Annotated in this window: 13 protein-coding genes; 11 read left to right on the forward strand and 2 right to left on the reverse strand. The window is 64.4% G+C overall.

Annotated features, from left to right (window positions below; genetic code table 11):
• Nucleotides 1–107 precede the first annotated feature (107 nt).
• The 5 genes from AC1DR6_RS05390 (at nucleotide 108) to AC1DR6_RS05410 (ending at nucleotide 5722) form a co-directional block, all read left to right on the forward strand.
• Nucleotides 108–1079, forward strand: a complete 972-nt coding sequence (locus AC1DR6_RS05390; RefSeq protein ID WP_476828159.1) for a serine hydrolase domain-containing protein — start codon at nucleotides 108–110, stop codon at nucleotides 1077–1079.
• A gap of 97 nt (nucleotides 1080–1176) precedes the next feature.
• On the forward strand, nucleotides 1177–2829 hold the full coding sequence (gene ettA, locus AC1DR6_RS05395; RefSeq protein ID WP_476828160.1) for an energy-dependent translational throttle protein EttA: 1653 nt from the start codon (nucleotides 1177–1179) through the stop codon (nucleotides 2827–2829).
• Between the two features lie 341 nt (nucleotides 2830–3170).
• Complete coding sequence (locus AC1DR6_RS05400) at nucleotides 3171–4958, forward strand: peptide ABC transporter substrate-binding protein (RefSeq protein ID WP_476828161.1); 1788 nt, start codon at nucleotides 3171–3173, stop codon at nucleotides 4956–4958.
• A 114-nt stretch (nucleotides 4959–5072) separates the two neighbouring features.
• Nucleotides 5073–5348 (forward strand): type II toxin-antitoxin system Phd/YefM family antitoxin, encoded by a 276-nt coding sequence (locus AC1DR6_RS05405; protein ID WP_476828162.1) that lies wholly within the window; start codon nucleotides 5073–5075, stop codon nucleotides 5346–5348.
• Complete coding sequence (locus tag AC1DR6_RS05410) at nucleotides 5345–5722, forward strand: type II toxin-antitoxin system VapC family toxin (protein WP_476828163.1); 378 nt, start codon at nucleotides 5345–5347, stop codon at nucleotides 5720–5722. Before AC1DR6_RS05405 ends, AC1DR6_RS05410 begins: the two co-directional genes overlap by 4 nt.
• On the opposite strand, the gene AC1DR6_RS05415 is transcribed toward AC1DR6_RS05410, so the two are convergent.
• Nucleotides 5719–6891, reverse strand: coding sequence for an alpha-hydroxy acid oxidase (locus tag AC1DR6_RS05415; RefSeq protein ID WP_476828164.1), 1173 nt, complete (start codon nucleotides 6889–6891; stop codon nucleotides 5719–5721). The genes AC1DR6_RS05410 and AC1DR6_RS05415 overlap by 4 nt on opposite strands.
• A 188-nt stretch (nucleotides 6892–7079) precedes the next feature.
• Nucleotides 7080–7703 (reverse strand): YitT family protein, encoded by a 624-nt coding sequence (locus AC1DR6_RS05420; RefSeq protein ID WP_476828165.1) that lies wholly within the window; start codon nucleotides 7701–7703, stop codon nucleotides 7080–7082.
• 303 nt (nucleotides 7704–8006) lie between these two features.
• On the opposite strand from AC1DR6_RS05420, the gene bglX reads away from it, so the two are divergent.
• The 6 genes from bglX (at nucleotide 8007) to metH (ending at nucleotide 17149) form a co-directional block, all read left to right on the forward strand.
• Nucleotides 8007–10202: a beta-glucosidase BglX gene (gene bglX, locus AC1DR6_RS05425; RefSeq protein WP_476828166.1), complete on the forward strand. Its 2196-nt coding sequence runs from the start codon at nucleotides 8007–8009 to the stop codon at nucleotides 10200–10202.
• Between the two features lie 127 nt (nucleotides 10203–10329).
• The gene (locus tag AC1DR6_RS05430; RefSeq protein ID WP_476828441.1) at nucleotides 10330–10533 is read left to right on the forward strand and encodes a cold-shock protein; all 204 of its coding nucleotides are present in this window, start codon (nucleotides 10330–10332) and stop codon (nucleotides 10531–10533) included.
• Between the two features lie 133 nt (nucleotides 10534–10666).
• A complete protein-coding gene (locus AC1DR6_RS05435) occupies nucleotides 10667–11191 on the forward strand; it encodes an MOSC domain-containing protein (RefSeq protein ID WP_476828167.1) in 525 nt (174 codons plus the stop codon).
• A gap of 153 nt (nucleotides 11192–11344) precedes the next feature.
• Nucleotides 11345–12358: an ArsR/SmtB family transcription factor gene (locus tag AC1DR6_RS05440; protein ID WP_476828168.1), complete on the forward strand. Its 1014-nt coding sequence runs from the start codon at nucleotides 11345–11347 to the stop codon at nucleotides 12356–12358.
• Nucleotides 12358–13269 (forward strand): methylenetetrahydrofolate reductase [NAD(P)H], encoded by a 912-nt coding sequence (metF, locus tag AC1DR6_RS05445; RefSeq protein WP_476828169.1) that lies wholly within the window; start codon nucleotides 12358–12360, stop codon nucleotides 13267–13269. The genes AC1DR6_RS05440 and metF overlap by 1 nt, the downstream gene beginning before the upstream one ends.
• 127 nt (nucleotides 13270–13396) lie before the next feature.
• Complete coding sequence (metH, locus tag AC1DR6_RS05450) at nucleotides 13397–17149, forward strand: methionine synthase (RefSeq protein WP_476828170.1); 3753 nt, start codon at nucleotides 13397–13399, stop codon at nucleotides 17147–17149.
• The last annotated feature ends 89 nt before the right edge of the window (nucleotides 17150–17238 follow it).

Genomic DNA, 17238 nt, shown 5'->3' on the forward strand with positions numbered 1-17238 from the left:
TGGCGGATTCGTGAGTGGGGGCCGCAAATAGGCCATCAAGCGGCGGCAGATTTTGAAGACGGCGGCTGGTCCACCGAGACCCGGCATGCTGCCAGAATAGGGTGCGTATGCCATCCACTCTCTCTCGCCGAAGTCTGCTGGGCGTGACTTCGGCTCTGGTTCTGGCCGGACCCGCCACGTCGCAGGCCCGCGAGGACCTGACGGGCTTCTCGGCCTATCTGGCCGAGGCGGCGCCGACCGCCATGCTGATCGCGCGCGACGGCAAACTGCTCGCAAGTCATGGTGATCCGGCTCGCAAAGTGTCGGTCGCCTCGGTTCGCAAGAGCCTGCTGGGCATGCTCTACGGCATCGCCATCGCCGAGGGGCGCATCAGGCTCGAGGCTAATCTAGGCGAACTGGGCATCGACGACCTGCCGCCCGCGCTCAGCCCCGACGAGAAGCGTGCAACCGTCCTAGATCTCTTAACCGCCCGTTCGGGGATCTATCATCCGGCCGCCTATGAAACGCGCGACATGCGCGAGAAGCGACCGGACCGCGGCAGTCATGCTCCGGGGAGCTTCTGGTTTTATAACAATTGGGATTTCAACGCGCTTGGTGCGATCTATCGCCAGAAGACGGGCGAGGATATTTTTGCGAGCTTCGGCCGCCTGATCGCCGAACCGATCGGCATGCAGGATTTTCGGGTTCGGGATGGTCGTTATGTCGAGGACGCGCGGTCGCGCCACCCGGCCTATGTCTTCAGCCTCAGTCCCCGTGACATGCTGCGCTTCGGGCAACTCGTCGCCGCCGGCGGGGAGTGGCAGGGGCGCCGGATCGTACCGTCAGCCTGGATCAGCCGGTCGCTGACCGCTCATTCGCGGACCGACAGGGGCGATCTCGGCTACGGCTATCTCTGGTGGGTCCTAGATCCCGCCGTGTTCGGGCCGGGTGCCGGTTTTGCGTCCGGTTATGGCGGGCAGTTCGTCGCGGTGGTGCCGAGCCAGCGCCTGGTGGTTGCGCAGACGGTGGCCCGAGCGCCATCGGCCGGTGGGGCGACACGGCGCTTCGTGCGGTTCCTCCATGGGCTCGTCGCCGCCTGACGGCGGTTGCGGGCCGCGCGGCCGCTCGCTACATAGCGGCCAGATTTCCCGACATCTCCTGTGTCGCCCAGCGCTTTCCAGCGGAGCCCGCTCGCCCATGTCCCGCCAGTTCATCTATCATATGCGCGGCCTGTCGAAGACCTATCCGGGCGGCAAGCAGGTTCTCAAGGACATCCATCTTTCCTTCTATCCGGACGCCAAGATCGGCGTGCTCGGTGTCAACGGCGCCGGTAAATCCACGCTGCTCAAGATCATGGCCGGCTTCGACAAGGAGTGGACCGGTGAGGCTTGGGTCGCCGACGGGGCGCGGGTCGGCTACCTGCCGCAGGAGCCCAAGCTCGCCGAGGAGCTGAACGTTCGCGAGAACGTCATGCTCGGGGTGGCCCCGCAGAAGGCGATCCTCGACCGCTACAACGAACTCGCGATGAACTATTCCGACGAGAGCGCCGACGAGATGACCAATCTTCAGGACGAGATCGAAGCCAAGGGATTGTGGGATCTCGATTCCAAGGTCGACCAGGCGATGGACGCGTTGCGCTGCCCGCCCGACGATTGGCCGGTCGACAAGCTCTCGGGCGGTGAGCGCCGCCGCGTCGCGATGTGCAAGCTGCTGCTGGAACAGCCGGAACTGCTGCTGCTCGACGAGCCGACCAACCATCTCGACGCCGAGACGACCGCCTGGCTCGAAGGCCATCTGCGCAGTTATCCGGGCGCGATCCTGATCGTGACCCACGATCGCTACTTCCTCGACAACGTGACTAGCTGGATCCTGGAGCTCGATCGCGGCCAGGGCATCCCCTATGAGGGCAACTATTCGGCCTGGTCGGTGCAGAAGCAGAAGCGCCTCTCTCAGGAAGGCCGCGAGGACGTCTCCCGCCAGAAGACGCTGGAGCGCGAATCCGAGTGGATGGCGGCTTCGCCCAAGGCCCGTCAGGCCAAGAGCAAGGCCCGCATCCAGCGCTATGACGAGCTGGTGCAGAAGGCCAACAACAAGGGGCCGGATACCGCGCAGATCATCATTCCGATCGCCGAGCGTCTGGGCAACAATGTCGTCGATTTCGAGGAGCTGTCGAAGGGCTTTCAGGACAAGCTCCTGATCGACGGGCTGTCGTTCAAGCTGCCGCCGGGCGGCATCGTCGGCGTCATCGGTCCCAACGGCGCGGGCAAGACGACGCTGTTCAAGATGATCACCGGCGTCGAGCAGCCGGACGCAGGCACGATCAAGGTCGGCGAGAGTGTCCAGCTCGGTTATGTCGACCAGAGCCGCGACTCGCTCGACGACAAGAAGAACGTCTGGGAGGAGATCTCCGGCGGCAACGACATCCTGTATCTCGGCAAACGCGAGATCAATTCACGCGCCTATTGCTCGGCCTTCAACTTCAAGGGCGGCGACCAGCAGAAGAAGGTCGGCTCGCTCTCGGGCGGCGAGCGCAACCGCGTCCACCTCGCCAAGATGCTGAAATCAGGCGCCAACCTGCTGCTGCTCGACGAACCGACCAACGACCTCGACGTCGACACGCTGCGGGCATTGGAAGAGGCGCTGGAGGATTACGCCGGCTGCGCCGTCATCATCAGCCACGATCGCTGGTTCCTCGACCGCATCGCGACCCATATCCTCGCCTTCGAGGGCGACAGCCATGTCGAGTGGTTCGAGGGCAATTTCGCCGAATATGAGGAAGACAAGAAGCGTCGCCTCGGCATCGACAGCACGATCCCGAAGCGCATTCAGTACAAGAAGTTCTCGCGCTGAGGCTGTAGGGCCGCTTTCGGGCGACCAATCCGTCATTGCGAGGAGCGGCAGCGACGCGGCAATCCAGGGGCGGCAGGGCTGATTGTTCTGCCCAGTCCCCTGGATTGCTTCGCTGCGCTCGCAAATGACGATGAATGCCCAAGCCGCAGCCATCTGCCGCAATGTGCGCCACGCTGCCCCGTCATGCCTCGGGCATCGGTCACTTTGAGGTTGGCTTAAGCTACGCTTCACCGGAACGAAGCCGAATCCAAGCTTCGTCAGGTTTTGGTTCTCCCTAGGTCAGTTGAGAAGCCCGCGGATTATTGGCCGGCTTCTTTTTCTTTGTCTTAAGAAGGTCGACTATGAGCAACGAAACGATTCAGGGCATGGTGGAAGATCTGAAGGAAGGCCGCCTGTCGCGCCGCTCCTTCATCAAAAACATGGCGGCTGTCGGCATCACCGCGCCGATCGCCAGCCAGATCCTGCTCTGGAACGGCGTCGCGATGGCGGACGCCACGCTCGACTACAAGCCGACCAAGGCCGGCGGTGGCGGGCCGCTGAAGATGCTGCTTTGGCAAGCGCCGACGCTGCTCAACCCGCATTTCGCCTCAGGCACGAAGGACCAGATTTCCTCGCGCATCTTCTACGAGCCGCTCGCCGGCTGGGACAAGGAGGGCAATCTCGTCCCGCAGCTCGCCGCCAGCGTTCCGACCAAGGAGAATGGCGGGCTCTCGGCAGACGGCGCCACCGTGACCTGGAAACTGAAACCGGGCGTGAAGTGGCATGACGGCAAGCCCTTCACCGCCGACGACGTTGTGTTTACTTGGGCATACGCGGCCGATCCGGCAACGGCCGCCTACACCGCGGGCGCCTACACCAACATCAAGGTCGAGAAGGTCGACGACCTCACGGTCAAGGTGATTTTCGCTCAGCCGACGCCGTTCTGGGCCGATGCGTTCGTGGGCGTGGCCGGCATGATCCTGCCCAAGCACCGCTTCGGCGACTATGTCGGCGCCAAGTCCCGCGAGGCTCCCGACAACCTGAAGCCCGTCGGCACCGGCCCCTACAAGTTCGTCGAATTCCGCCCCGGCGATATCATCCGCGCCGAGCGCAATCCGGACTATCACGTCGCCAACCGTCCGCATTTCGACACGCTCGAAGTGAAGGGCGGCGGCGATGCCGTCTCGGCCGCGCGCGCCGTGCTCCAGACCGGCGAGTACGACTATGCCTGGGATACGCTGGTCGAGGACGAACTGCTGAAGCGCATGGAGACGGGCGGGCGCGGCAAGGTCAGCGCGGCTCCCGCCGGCGACATCGAGTTCATCACGCTCAACACGACCGATCCCTGGACCGAGGTCGATGGCGAGCGCTCGAGCGTCAAGACCAAGCATCCGACGCTGTCGGACCCGGCCGTGCGACAGGCAATTAACCTGCTGATCGACCGCGATTCGATCCAGAAGTTCATCTATGGCCGGGCCGGCACCGCGACGGCCAGCTTCGTCAACGAGCCGAAGCGCTTCAAGTCCGAGAAGCTGAAATACGAGTTCAGCATCGAGAAGGCCAACAAGATCCTCGACGACGCCGGCTGGAAGAAGGGCTCCGACGGCATCCGCGAGAAAGATGGTAAGAAGCTGAAATACGTCTTCCAGACCTCGATCAACGCGCCGCGTCAGAAGGTGCAGGCGATCGTCAAGCAGGCCTGCCAGAAGGCGGGCATCGAGCTGGAGTTGAAGTCGGTGACGGCCTCGGTGTTCTTCTCGTCGGATGTGGCGAACCCCGACACCTACACCAAGCTCTATGTCGACATGGAGATGTACACCACGACGCAGCCGCAGCCGGACCCTGAGCGCTTCCTCAACCAGTTCGTCTCCTGGGAGATCGCGAACAAGGAGAACAAGTGGCTCGGCCGCAATATCTCCCGCTACTCAGATCCGGCGGCCGACGAGGCCTACAAAGCGGCGCAGAAGGAACTCGACCCGGCCAAGCGCGCCGGGCTGCTGATCAAGGTCAACGAGATCTTCTGCGAGGCGAACGTCATCCTGCCGGTGCTCTCGCGGACGAAGGTGGTCGCAGCCGCGCAGAACCTGATGCACGACCATTCCGGCTGGGACGTCGACACTTGGAACCTCGCGTCCTGGTATCGCGCCTGAGCTTGTCGTCTCTGCGTCGGGAGTGATCCCGGCGCAGCGCTTAGCCCGAGTGGCGTTTGCTGATCGAACGGAAAAAGCCCATATTAGCTAGGTTAGCTAATATGGGCTTTTTCAATGACGATCGTGAACGTTCACGAGGCCAAGACGAACCTCTCCCGCCTGATCGAACAGGCGCTGCGAGGCGAGGAGGTTATCATCGCTCGCAATGGGACGCCGGCCGTGAAGCTGGTGCAGGTCGAGCCGGCGTCGGTGGGCGCAGTCAAACGGCGGTCGGGGCTCTGGGCCGGTAAAGTCCACGAGATCGACCCGGATTGGTGGAAGCCCGAAAACGATCTCACCGATCTTTTCGAAGTCTATAAAGACATTCCTGACGAGCCGATCAGCAAATGAGGCTGCTGCTAGATAGTCACGTTTTGCTATGGTGGTTGGGAATGGATAGCGACAAGCTTTCCGATGTCGTGAGGGACAACATCGCGAAAGCTGAAAACGCTTACGTTAGCGTTGCCAGTGTATGGGAGCTGGAAATCAAACGGTCGGTCGGTAAAATCGATTTGCCCGTTGCGGATTGGCAGAGTGTGTCCGCGTCAGGGTTGATAATGCTCGATATCACGCTCGATGACGCTGTGACCGCTGCGGCGCTTCCCCCCATCCACCGCGATCCCTTCGACCGCATGCTTATCGCACAGGCGAACAACCGTGGTCTCACTCTCGTCACGCGTGATGCACGCTTGCTCGAATATGGAATATCGAGCCTGAAAGCCTAAACCGCCGCTAGCCGCTTGATCGCGCCCTCGCGGCCGCCGACCAGAATCCGCTCGTCGACGTTCTGGATGTCGCGCAGGCCGCAGAGCGCCATGGTGATGTCGAGTTCCTTGCGGATGATGTCGAGCGAGGCGGTCACGCCTTTTTCGCCCATGGCGCCGAGACCGTAGAGGAAGGCGCGGCCGATGAAGGTGCCTTTCGCGCCGAGCGCGATCGCCTTCAGGACATCCTGGCCCGAGCGGATGCCGCCGTCGAACAGCACTTCGATGCGGTTGCCGACCTGATCGACGATGGCTGGCAGCGCCTCGATCGAGGACAGAGCGCCGTCGAGCTGGCGCCCGCCATGGTTGGAGACGATCAGCGCATCGGCGCCGCTTTGCGCGGCGGTTTCAGCGTCCTCGGGGTCGAGAATGCCCTTCAGGATCAGCTTGCCGCCCCACTGGTCCTTGATCCACTTCACGTCGTCCCAATTTAGCTGCGGGTCGAACTGGCTCGAGGTCCAGGAGCCGAGCGAGGACATGTCGGCGACGCCGGTGACGTGGCCGACGATATTGCCGAATTGCCGGCGCGGCGTGTCCAGCATCTTCAGGCACCAGCGGGGCTTGGTGGCGAGGTTGATCAGGTTGGCGAGCGTCGGCTTCGGCGGGGCGGAGAGGCCGTTACGGATGTCCTTGTGGCGCTGACCGAGGATCTGCAGGTCGAGCGTCAGCACCAGTGCCGAGCAGCCGGCGGCTTTGGCGCGCTGGATCAGGCGGGTGATGAAGTCGCGGTCCTTCATCACGTAGAGCTGGAACCAGAACGGCGCGCTGGTGTGGTTCGCTACGTCCTCGATCGAGCAGATGCTCATGGTCGAGAGGGTGAAGGGCACGCCGGCCTTGGCGGCAGCGCGGGCGGCGAGGATCTCGCCGTCGGCGTGCTGCATTCCGGTCATGCCGGTCGGCGCGATGGCGACCGGCATCGCGATCGGCTGGCCGATCATCGTCGAGGCGAGCGAGCGGTTGGTCATGTCGACGGCGACGCGCTGGCGCAGCTTGATCTTGGCGAAGTCGGTCTCGTTGGCGCGGTAGGTGCCTTCGGTCCAGGCGCCGGAATCGGCGTAATCGTAGAACATGCGCGGCACGCGGCGCTTGGCCAGAATGCGCAGGTCTTCGATCGTCAGGGGCTGGGCCATCTCACATCTCGCCGCTAGATCGTCGCGCGTCCAACCGGACGCGGTCACGATGATCTATCCTATTATCGAAGCATCGGATTCGTCCAAAAAATGGATTCCATTTTTTGGTCCGATGCTCTTGCGTCCGGCGGTTTGAGTCGCATGGCGGCAGGCGGGGCGCAACCGCTCCAAAGGCAGGAGGCCCAGTGTCAGGATACCGCCATATAGCGGCCCGGCTTATGGTTCATCGCCAGGATCGCGTTGATGACGATGGTCCCGACGACCGACAAGGCGACCTTATCGAGCGGCAGCAGGAAAAGCGCGGCGGTGAAGATCGTTGCGTCGACCCCGAGCTGGACCCAACCGGCGCGAATGCCGTGGCGTTCCTGCAAATAAAGCGCCAGGATGTTGACGCCCCCGATCGCGGTGCGATGCCGGGCAAGCGCGAGCAGGCCGAGCCCCATCGCAACACCTCCGGCGATCGTGGCATAGAGCGGCGCCACCGACTCGATGCGCAGCCAGAACGGCGTCGCCCAGACGAAGACCGAGATCAGCCCGACCGTGGCGATCGTGCGCAGGGTAAAGGGTAGGCCCATGCGGCGCAGCGCCAGCCAGTAGAACGGCAGGTTGATGACGAAGAACAGGACGCTGAAATTCCAGCCCGCCGCGAATTGCAGCAGGAGCGCCAGGCCGGCAGCGCCGCCGGTCAGCACCGTCGCCTTGGCGAAGAGCACGACGCCGATGCTCACCATCAGCGAGCCCAGCGGGATGGCCAGCAGGTCTTCGTAGAAGCGGTGTCGGTGCGGGATCATGGCAAGGGCGGTCTGCGACATGGGTTTGACCGTGTTAGTGACTGGCGAGGGACGTGGCCATGGTGGATGCAATGGGTGCGCCATGGAGGGTGGCTGCTCCGGTTTAAGGCCTCTTCCCACGCGAGCCCTCATCCTGAGGAGCGATCCAGAGGATCGCGTCCATGAGGTTCCGGACGCAGCTGGAGCATCCTTCGAGACGCCGCTGACGCGGCTCCTCAGGATGAGGACTCTGCCACGGACCGCCGCTCATCGCCGGTTGAGCCTCCTCGCCCGATCCTGTAGGGCGCAGGGATTCCTCCGCGTCCCACCGAAGAGATCGCCTTCATGCTTCTGCGGATCGTTGCTGCCCTGCTGTTCCTCGTGCCGGCGGTCGCCCACGCGCAGCAGCCGATCGCCTGGAAGACCGGGCGGGAGGCGCAGGCCATCGAACGCAAGGTCGATGCGCTGCTGAAGCGGATGACGCTTGAGGAGAAGGTCGGGCAGTTGCACCTCTCTGGCCGCGGCGACGGCTTCGACGCCGGCCAGATCCGCAGCGGCGACATGGGCGCGGTGATGAACTTCGTCGTCCCGTCGGAAGTGCTGACGGTGCAGAAGGCTGCGCGCGAAAGCCGCCTGAAGATCCCGCTGATCATCGGGCTCGACGCCGTTCACGGCTTCTCGACCTATTTTCCGCTCCCGCTCGGCCAGGCTTCCAGCTGGAACCCGGAACTGATCGAGCAGGCGGCGTATTGGACCGGGCGCGAGGCCTCGGCCGCCGGCATCAACTGGACCTTTGCGCCGATGGTCGACATTTCGCGCGATCCGCGTTGGGGCCGCGTGCTGGAAGGGGCGGGCGAGGACGCCTATCTTGGCTCGGTCGTGGCGTCGGCGCGCACCCATGGCTACCAGCGCGGCGGGGTGGCGACCACGCCGAAGCATTTTGTGGGATATGGCGCGGCCGAGGGCGGGCGCGACTACAACTCGACCTGGATCCCGACGAGCCAGCTCTTCGACCTCTATCTGCCGCCCTTCAAGGCCTCGTTCGATGCGGGTGCGATGACGGCCATGGCGGCCTTCAATGCCCTGAACGGCGTGCCGGCGACCGCCAACAAGGCGATGCTGACCGATCTGCTGCGGGGCAAATGGGGCTTTCGCGGCTTCGTCACTTCCGATTTCGGCTCGATCACCGAGCTTCGGCTACACGGCATCGCGCGCGACGACGCAGAGGCGGCCCGCAAGGCGCTGCTCGCTGGCATCGACATGGACATGATGGGCGACGTCTACCACAAGCACCTCGCTGCCGAAGTGCGGGCCGGGCGGGTGCCGATGAAAGCGCTGGACGAGGCGGTTCGGCGTGTCCTGCGCGTGAAGTTTCATATGGGCCTGTTCGAGAAGCCCGATGTCGATCCGGCGCAAGCGCCCAAGCTGATGCAGACGGCGGAAGCGAGCGCGGTGGCGCTGCAAGCGGCCCGCGAAGGCGCGATCCTGCTCAAGACTACCGATGGCGTGCTTCCGATCCGGAGTGGCGTGAAATCCATCGCTGTGATCGGCGCCATGGCGGTGCCGGAGGAGGAGCGGGTCTGGACCGACCCGGCCGGGCTTGGCCGCCGCAGGATCGCCTCGCTGCCGGACGCGTTGCGCGAGCGGCTGCCGGGCGATGTCGCGATCGCCTACCAGCCCGCTTTCACCAAGAATTGCGGCACCGAATTCGCTGACAAGGACGCGGCGGTGCGCGCAGCGACCGAGGCCGATCTCGTCGTCGCCATGCTGGGCGAAGATTGCGAGTTCATGGGGGAGGCGGCTTCGCGAACCAAGCTCGACCTGCCCGGCGTTCAGCAGGAGCTGCTGGAGGCGCTCGTCGCGACTGGCAAGCCGGTGGTGCTGGTACTGCAGACCGGCCGGCCGCTCGTTCTCACGTGGGCGAGCGAACATGTCGCCGCGATCCTGCAGACCTTCCATGGCGGCACCGAAGCCAGGCCGGCGATCGCCGACATCCTAACCGGGCGGTACAATCCTTCCGGCCGGGTGCCGATGAGCTTTCCGCGCTCGGTCGGGCAGATCCCGGTCTATTACAATGCACTGCCGACCGGCCGGCCGGAGAAAATCCGCCAGCGCTACGAGTCCATCTACATGGACGAGCGTAACGACCCGCTCTATCCCTTCGGCTACGGGCTGTCCTTCAGCCGCTTCACCTACGCTCAGCCTCGGGTTTCTGCTTCGTCCATGCCGCTCAGCGGTTCGGTCGAGGTTTCGGTCGACGTCACCAATGCCGGCTCCCAGGATGGGCAGGAGGTCGTGCAGCTTTATATCCGCCAGCCCGTCGCCAGCCTGTCGCGGCCGCTGCGCGAACTGAAGGGCTTCCAGAAGATCATGCTGAAGGCCGGCGAGACGCGCACCGTACGGTTCAAACTGGAGGCCGGCACTCTTGGCGCTCATGACGAGCAGGGCCGATATGTGGTCGATCCGGGCGACGTCGAAATCTATCTTGGCGGCTCGTCCCGTGCCGAATCCAGAACCCTTGTGACGTTGACCAAATCTTGATCGGGTTGCTGATTCGCAGCTACGGCGTTTGATCTCGACAATAGCCCGGTTTCGGTCAATTCTGAACGATGCGGGCTTGTCGACGATCGTCCATGTGTCCGCGGGCGCGGCTGCGAGGGACACGGCGATGGCGACCGGGACCGTTAAATGGTTCAACACTGAAAAAGGCTTCGGCTTCATTCAACCTGCGGATGGCGGCAAAGATGTGTTCGTTCACATCACAGCCGTGAAGGAAGCGGGGATAATGGCGCTGGACGAAGGGCAGAAGCTCTCCTTCGAGCTGAAGACCGAGCGTGGAAAGACCGCCGCAGGCGATCTCAAGCTGCTCTGAGCGAAGCTCGCCGTTTTACGCTGCTAACCCGAACGCCGGCGGCGCCGTGAAAGCGGGCCGACAGGCGGGTTCGGTTGCCGCCGTTTTCTCGACCGCATCACGAGGCGGGTCGCATCCCTTTGTCACGCGGGCCGTGCCGCTGCTGACGCTTGATCTCGCCGGCATCATCGGCGAACTGCACGCCGGCCCGTCTCGTAAGGCCGGCCCTCGCGAACCTTGGCTCCCGCGCGGCACCGTGCTGCGCAACGACCGGCAGGTGTCCGCGCTGTGCCCTGTCGAACTGGCGCTGATCGCAGCGCGATTGGGCGTCGAAGCGATCGATCCCGAATGGCTGGGCTGCAACCTGCTGATCTCGGGACTCCCGGCTTTCTCGACAGTCGCACCCGGCAGCCATTTGGCCTTCGGCGGGCAATGGGGTGGCGAGGGGCGCTTCGACGGCGGCGCCGTGCTGCGGGTGGAGGCGTACAACCTGCCGTGCCGCCGGTCAGGTCGCGCGCTCGCCGAGGCGACGGGCCGACCCGACCTTCAGTTCGGCTTCATCAAGGCGGCGGCCGAACTGCGCGGGCTTGTCCTCTCCGTCACGATCGCGGGGTCGATTGTTGCGGGCGACCCGGTGGTGGTCATGCCGCCGGTCGTTCCGGCGGTGCGGCGTCCCTGATCTCGCGAGCAGGTTCGAGGAGCCGGCGTTGCAATTCAGGTCGTGTCGACACTGCCCAACCGTCCTGTTTTCCGGCACGAAAATCCGCTTGCGCGAACGGCTCGTCTGACATAAAGATATCTTTATGTCTTTTCGGGCGCGGGAGGCGTTCGCGTGTTGCAGCCGACGGCGTTGTCTTCAGATGTTCTGCTCTCGGCCCTGCGTGCGGCGGGGGAGGAAACGCGGCTGCGCGTTCTCGCGTTGCTGTCTCAGGGCGAGCTTTCTGTCTCGGATCTGACGGATATTCTGGGCCAGTCCCAGCCGCGCATCTCGCGCCACCTCAAATTGCTGACCGAGGCCGGGCTGGTGCGCCGCTCGCGCGAAGGCGCCTGGGCTTTCTTCCGGCTGGACGAGACGGGCGCGGGCCGTGCCTTTGCGGCTTCGCTGGCGGCGTGGCTCGATCTGAGCGACCCCGTCCTGGCTGCTGATCGTCAGAGGCTGGCGGCCGTCCGGGCAAGCCGGGCCGAAGCCGCCCAGAGCTATTTCGCCAGCGTGGCGCGCGACTGGGACAGGCTACGCGGCCTGCATGTGCCGGACCATCTCGTCGAGGCTGCGGTCGAGGCCGCGGTCGGGGAGGGTACATCGGGCACGATGCTTGATCTGGGTACCGGCACGGGCCGGATGCTGGAGCGGATCGCACCGAAATACGGCCGCGCCGTCGGCGTCGATGCCAACCACGCGATGCTGGCGGTGGCGCGGGCCAATCTGGAGCAGGCGGGGCTGTCGCGGGTCGAGCTTCGGCAGGGCGACATCTATGCGTTGCCGTTCGTCCGCGGTTCGTTCGATCTCGTCGTCGTGCATCAGGTGCTGCATTTCCTCGACGATCCCGGCCGCGCGATCCGTGAAGCGGCTGCTGTGCTGGCGCCGGGCGGGCGGCTCATCGTCGTCGATTTCGCGCCGCACGAGATGGAATTCCTGCGCAGCGAGCACGCCCATCGCCGCCTCGGCTTTTCGCGCCAGCAGATCGCCGGCTGGTTCACCGAAGCCGGGCTCGCCTGCGATCTCGCGCAGGAGGTGACGCTCGCCGACGGCAAATCCGGGCAGTTGCCGGTGATGCTCTGGCGTGGCCGCGACCGGCGCGTCCAACTGGATGCGCCCCTGCGGCAAGACAATCTCGAGGTTGCCTGATGAACGCGTTTCGCCCCAGCCGCCACAGCTCGCGCCGGCCCAGCGTCTCCTTCGAGTTCTTCCCGCCCAAATCGGAGGAGATGGAAGTCGCGTTGTGGGAAAGCGTGCGCCGGCTCGAACCGCTCGGTCCGAGCTTCGTCTCGGTGACCTATGGCGCCGGCGGCTCCACCCGAGAGCGCACCCACGCCACGGTCAAGCGCATGGTCGAGGAAACGGCGTTGAAGCCGGCGGCGCATCTCACCTGCGTTTCCGCGAGCAAGGCCGAGGTCGACGAGGTCATCCGCTCCTATTGGGATGCGGGCGTGCGCCATGTCGTGGCGCTGCGCGGTGATCCGGCCGGCGGGCTCGGCACGGTCTACGAGCCGCATCCGGCTGGATACGACCAGACCTGCGATCTTGTCGCGGGTTTGAAGCGCATCGGCGATTTCGAGGTGACAGTTTCGGCCTATCCGGAGAAGCATCCCGAAGCCGCCTCGCTTGAAGCCGATATCGAGGCGCTGAAAGCCAAAGTCGATGCCGGCGCGACACGGGCGATCACCCAGTTCTTCTTCGATAACGATGTGTATTTCCGCTATCTCGACAAGGTGCGGGCGGCCGGGATCGATATCCCGATCCTGCCCGGCATCGTGCCCGTGCAGAACTTCCGGCAGACCGCCAATTTCGCCCGCAAGACCGGCGCGAGCGTGCCGCAATGGCTGGCCGACCGCTTCGAGGGGCTGGAAGACGATGTCGCGACGCGGCGATTGGTGGCCGCCGCAGTTTGCGCCGAGCAGGTGCTTGACCTGATCGATCGCGGCGCGACCGACCTGCATTTCTACACGATGAACAAAGCCGATCTCGTCTACGCCATTTGCCATCTCGTCGGCCTGAAGCCCGAGAAGCCGGCGGCGCAGGCAGTGGCGGCGGAATAACGCCGTCATTGCGAGCGTCAGCGAAGCAATCCAGGGGCCGTAGAGCTCTGCGGCTCCTAGATTGCTTCGTCGCTTCGCTCCTCGCAATGACGGGAATGACTGAGCATCCATCAGCGAAAGCGTAACGATGTCCGATTTCACACCCACTCCCGTCGATGGCGCCGAGATCGAACGCGCTTTGCGGCAAGCCGCTTCCGAGCGCATCCTCGTGCTCGACGGCGCGATGGGCACGCAGATTCAGGACCTGAAGCTGACCGAGGCGGATTTCCGCGGCGAGCGCTTCAAGGATTTCGCCCATGATCTCAAGGGCAACAACGACATCATCGCGCTGACGCAGCCGCATGCGCTGCGAGACATTCACCTCGCTTATTTCCGGGCCGGCGCCGACATCGTCGAGACCAACACCTTTTCCGGCACCTCGATCGCCCAGGCTGATTACGGCATGGAGGCAATCGTCTACGAGCTGAACGTCGAATGCTCGCGGCTCGCCCGCGAGGCCGCCGTCATCGCGGAGAAGGAGGATGGGCGGCGCCGCTTCGTCGCGGGTGCGATCGGTCCGACCAATCGCACGCTCTCGATCTCGCCGGACGTCAATAATCCAGGCTTCCGCGCCGTAACGTTCGACCAGGTGCGCGACGCCTATGCGGAGCAGGTGCGGGGCTTGATCGACGGCGGCTCGGAGCTCCTGTTGATCGAGACCATCTTCGACACGCTGAACGCCAAGGCGGCGATCGTCGCGATCGAAGAGGTCTATCGCGAGAAGGGCCTTCGCCTGCCCGTCATGATTTCCGGCACGATCACCGATTTGTCCGGCCGCACGCTGTCGGGCCAGACGGTCGAGGCCTTCTGGAATTCGGTGCGCCATGCCGCGCCGCTGACGATCGGCCTCAACTGCGCGCTCGGCGCGCGCGAAATGCGGGCGCATATCAAGGATATGGCGCGCATCGCCGGCACGCTGGTCTGCGCCTATCCGAATGCCGGCCTGCCCAATGAATTCGGGCTCTATGACGAGCGGCCCGAGGCGACCGCGAACATGCTCGCCGAATTCGCCGATGCCGGGCTCGTCAATGTGGTCGGCGGCTGCTGCGGCACGACGCCGGATCATATCCGGGCGATCGCGCAGGCTGTGGCCGGCAAGGCGCCGCGCACCATCCCCGAGATCAAGCCGTGGCTCCGGCTGGCCGGTTTGGAGCCCTTCACGCTCGACGAGACGATCCCCTTCGTGAATGTCGGCGAGCGCACGAACGTCACCGGCTCGGCCAAGTTCAGGAAGCTCGTCACCGCCGGCGACTATGCCGCCGCATTGGACGTGGCGCGCGACCAGGTCGCCAATGGCGCGCAGGTCATCGACATCAACATGGACGAGGGCCTGCTGGATTCGCAAGGAGCGATGACGGAATTCTGCAACCTGATCGCCTCCGAGCCGGACATCAGCCGTGTCCCGATTATGGTGGATTCGTCGAAGTTCCCGGTGATCGAGGCCGGGCTGAAGACGATCCAGGGTAAGCCGATCGTCAATTCGATCTCGATGAAGGAGGGTGAGGACGCCTTCCTCGAACAGGCCCGCATTTGCCGGCAATACGGTGCGGCGGTCGTCGTCATGGCCTTCGACGAGGTCGGGCAGGCCGATACGTTCAAGCGCAAGATCGAGATCTGCACGCGGGCCTACAATCTGCTGACGCAGACGATCGGTTTTCCGCCTGAGGATATCATCTTCGACCCCAACATCTTTGCGGTGGCGACGGGTATCGAGGAGCACGACAACTACGGCAACGACTTCATCGAGGCGACGAAAGCGATCCGCGCGAGCCTGCCGCATGCCCATATTTCGGGCGGCGTCTCGAACCTCTCCTTCTCCTTCCGGGGGAACGAGAAGGTACGCGAGGCGATGCATTCGGTGTTCCTGTACCATTGCATCAAGGCCGGCATGGATATGGGCATCGTCAATGCGGGGCAGCTCGGCTCCTATGACGATCTGGACCCGGAGCTGCGCGAGCTTTGCGAGGACGTCGTTCTCAACCGCCGCAGCGATTCGACCGAGCGCCTGCTGGAGGCCGCGCCGCGCTTCAAGGGCGACGGCTCGGTCGCGGTGTCCGGCAAGGACATGGCCTGGCGCGAGCTGCCGGTCGAGAAGCGGCTGGAACATGCTCTGGTCGCTGGCATCACAGCCTTCATCGAGACCGATACGGAAGAGGCGCGGCTCAAGGCCGAGCGGCCGCTACACGTCATCGAGGGGCCGTTGATGGCCGGCATGAACGTGGTCGGAGACCTGTTCGGCGCCGGCAAGATGTTCCTGCCGCAGGTGGTGAAGTCCGCCCGCGTGATGAAGCAGGCCGTGGCCTATCTCATGCCCTACATGGAAGAAGAAAAGCGCCTGAACGGCGGCACCGGGCGGTCGGCCGCCGGCAAGGTGCTGATGGCGACGGTGAAGGGCGATGTGCACGACATCGGCAAGAACATCGTCGGCGTCGTGCTCCAGTGCAACAATTACGAGGTCATCGACCTCGGCGTGATGGTGCCGACGCAGAAGATCCTCGACACGGCGCGCCGGGAAAACGTCGACATCATCGGGCTGTCGGGGCTGATCACGCCCTCGCTCGACGAGATGGTCACGGTGGCCTCCGAAATGGAGCGCGAGGGCTTCGACATTCCGCTCCTGATCGGCGGCGCCACGACGAGCCGCGTGCACACGGCGGTGAAGATCCACCCAGCCTATCAGGCCGGGCAGGCGGTGCACGTCAACGACGCTTCGCGCGCCGTCGGTGTCGTCTCCAGCCTGCTCTCGCAGGAGCAGAAGCCTGGATATATTGCCAGCGTGCAGGCGGAATACGCCAAGGTCGCTGACGGGCATCGCCGGTCGGAGGCCGACAAGCAGCGCCTGCCGCTGGCCAAGGCCCGCGCCAACGCCTTCAAGCCGGACTGGGCGAATTACGTGCCGCCCAAGCCCAGCTTTCTGGGCACGCGCGTCTTCCGCACCTACGACATCGCCGATCTGGTGCCGGTAATCGACTGGACGCCCTTCTTCCAGACTTGGGAACTCAAGGGTCGCTATCCCGCGATTCTCGAGGACGAAAAGCAGGGCGAGGCGGCGCGCGCGCTGTGGGACGATGCGCAGGCGATGCTGAAGCGCGTCGTCGAGGAGCGCTGGTTCAATCCCAAGGCTGTGATCGGTTTCTGGCCGGCCAACACGGTCGGCGACGATATCCGCCTCTATACTGGCGAGAGCCGGCAGGAGACGCTCGCCACGCTGCACGGCCTGCGCCAGCAGCTCTCCAAGCGTGACGGCAAGCCGAATATGTGCCTGTCCGATTTCGTCGCGCCGGAGGGCGGGGCTCCGGATTATGTCGGCGCTTTCGTCGTGACGGCCGGCGCAGAGGAAGAGCGCATCTCCGAGAAGTTCGCGCGCGACAACGACGATTACCGCTCGATCATGGTCAAGGCATTGGCGGACCGCTTCGCCGAGGCCTTCGCCGAGCGGATGCATCAGCTCGTCCGCAAGGAGTTCTGGGGCTATGCGGCGGGCGAGACGCTTGGCAATGACGACCTGATCCGCGAGGAGTATCGCGGCATTCGCCCTGCGCCCGGTTATCCGGCCCAGCCTGACCATACCGAGAAAGCGACGTTGTTCGAGCTTTTGCAGGCCGAGCGGCGCGTCGGCGTGAAACTGACCGAAAGCTATGCGATGTGGCCGGGCTCCTCGGTTTCGGGAATCTATCTCGCTCATCCCGATGCCTATTACTTTGGCGTCGCCAAGGTCGAGCGCGACCAGGCCGAGGATTATGCCCGGCGCAAGGGCATGAGCGTCGAGGAGGCCGAACGCTGGCTCGCGCCGATCCTGAACTACGATCCCGCGAGCTACCGGTTGCAGGCGGCGGAGTAGGCGGACAGAGGCGTCATGCTCGGGCTTGACCCGAACATCTCCTGACCAGAAGGCGCTATTTTGAGCGCGAGATTCCCGGGTCGAAGCCT

The organism is Allobosea sp. P5_A5 (genome assembly GCF_056400625.1).

What these genes read in the sequence shown, in the direction of transcription:
- AC1DR6_RS05390 (WP_476828159.1), top strand. Translation starts at nt 108, where the DNA reads ATGCCATCCACTCTCTCTCGCCGAAGTCTGCTGGGCGTGACTTCGGCT.
- ettA (WP_476828160.1), top strand. Translation starts at nt 1,177, where the DNA reads ATGTCCCGCCAGTTCATCTATCATATGCGCGGCCTGTCGAAGACCTAT.
- AC1DR6_RS05400 (WP_476828161.1), top strand. Translation starts at nt 3,171, where the DNA reads ATGAGCAACGAAACGATTCAGGGCATGGTGGAAGATCTGAAGGAAGGC.
- AC1DR6_RS05405 (WP_476828162.1), top strand. Translation starts at nt 5,073, where the DNA reads ATGACGATCGTGAACGTTCACGAGGCCAAGACGAACCTCTCCCGCCTG.
- AC1DR6_RS05410 (WP_476828163.1), top strand. Translation starts at nt 5,345, where the DNA reads ATGAGGCTGCTGCTAGATAGTCACGTTTTGCTATGGTGGTTGGGAATG.
- AC1DR6_RS05415 (WP_476828164.1), bottom strand. Translation starts at nt 6,891, where the DNA reads ATGGCCCAGCCCCTGACGATCGAAGACCTGCGCATTCTGGCCAAGCGC.
- AC1DR6_RS05420 (WP_476828165.1), bottom strand. Translation starts at nt 7,703, where the DNA reads ATGTCGCAGACCGCCCTTGCCATGATCCCGCACCGACACCGCTTCTAC.
- bglX (WP_476828166.1), top strand. Translation starts at nt 8,007, where the DNA reads ATGCTTCTGCGGATCGTTGCTGCCCTGCTGTTCCTCGTGCCGGCGGTC.
- AC1DR6_RS05430 (WP_476828441.1), top strand. Translation starts at nt 10,330, where the DNA reads ATGGCGACCGGGACCGTTAAATGGTTCAACACTGAAAAAGGCTTCGGC.
- metF (WP_476828169.1), top strand. Translation starts at nt 12,358, where the DNA reads ATGAACGCGTTTCGCCCCAGCCGCCACAGCTCGCGCCGGCCCAGCGTC.
- metH (WP_476828170.1), top strand. Translation starts at nt 13,397, where the DNA reads ATGTCCGATTTCACACCCACTCCCGTCGATGGCGCCGAGATCGAACGC.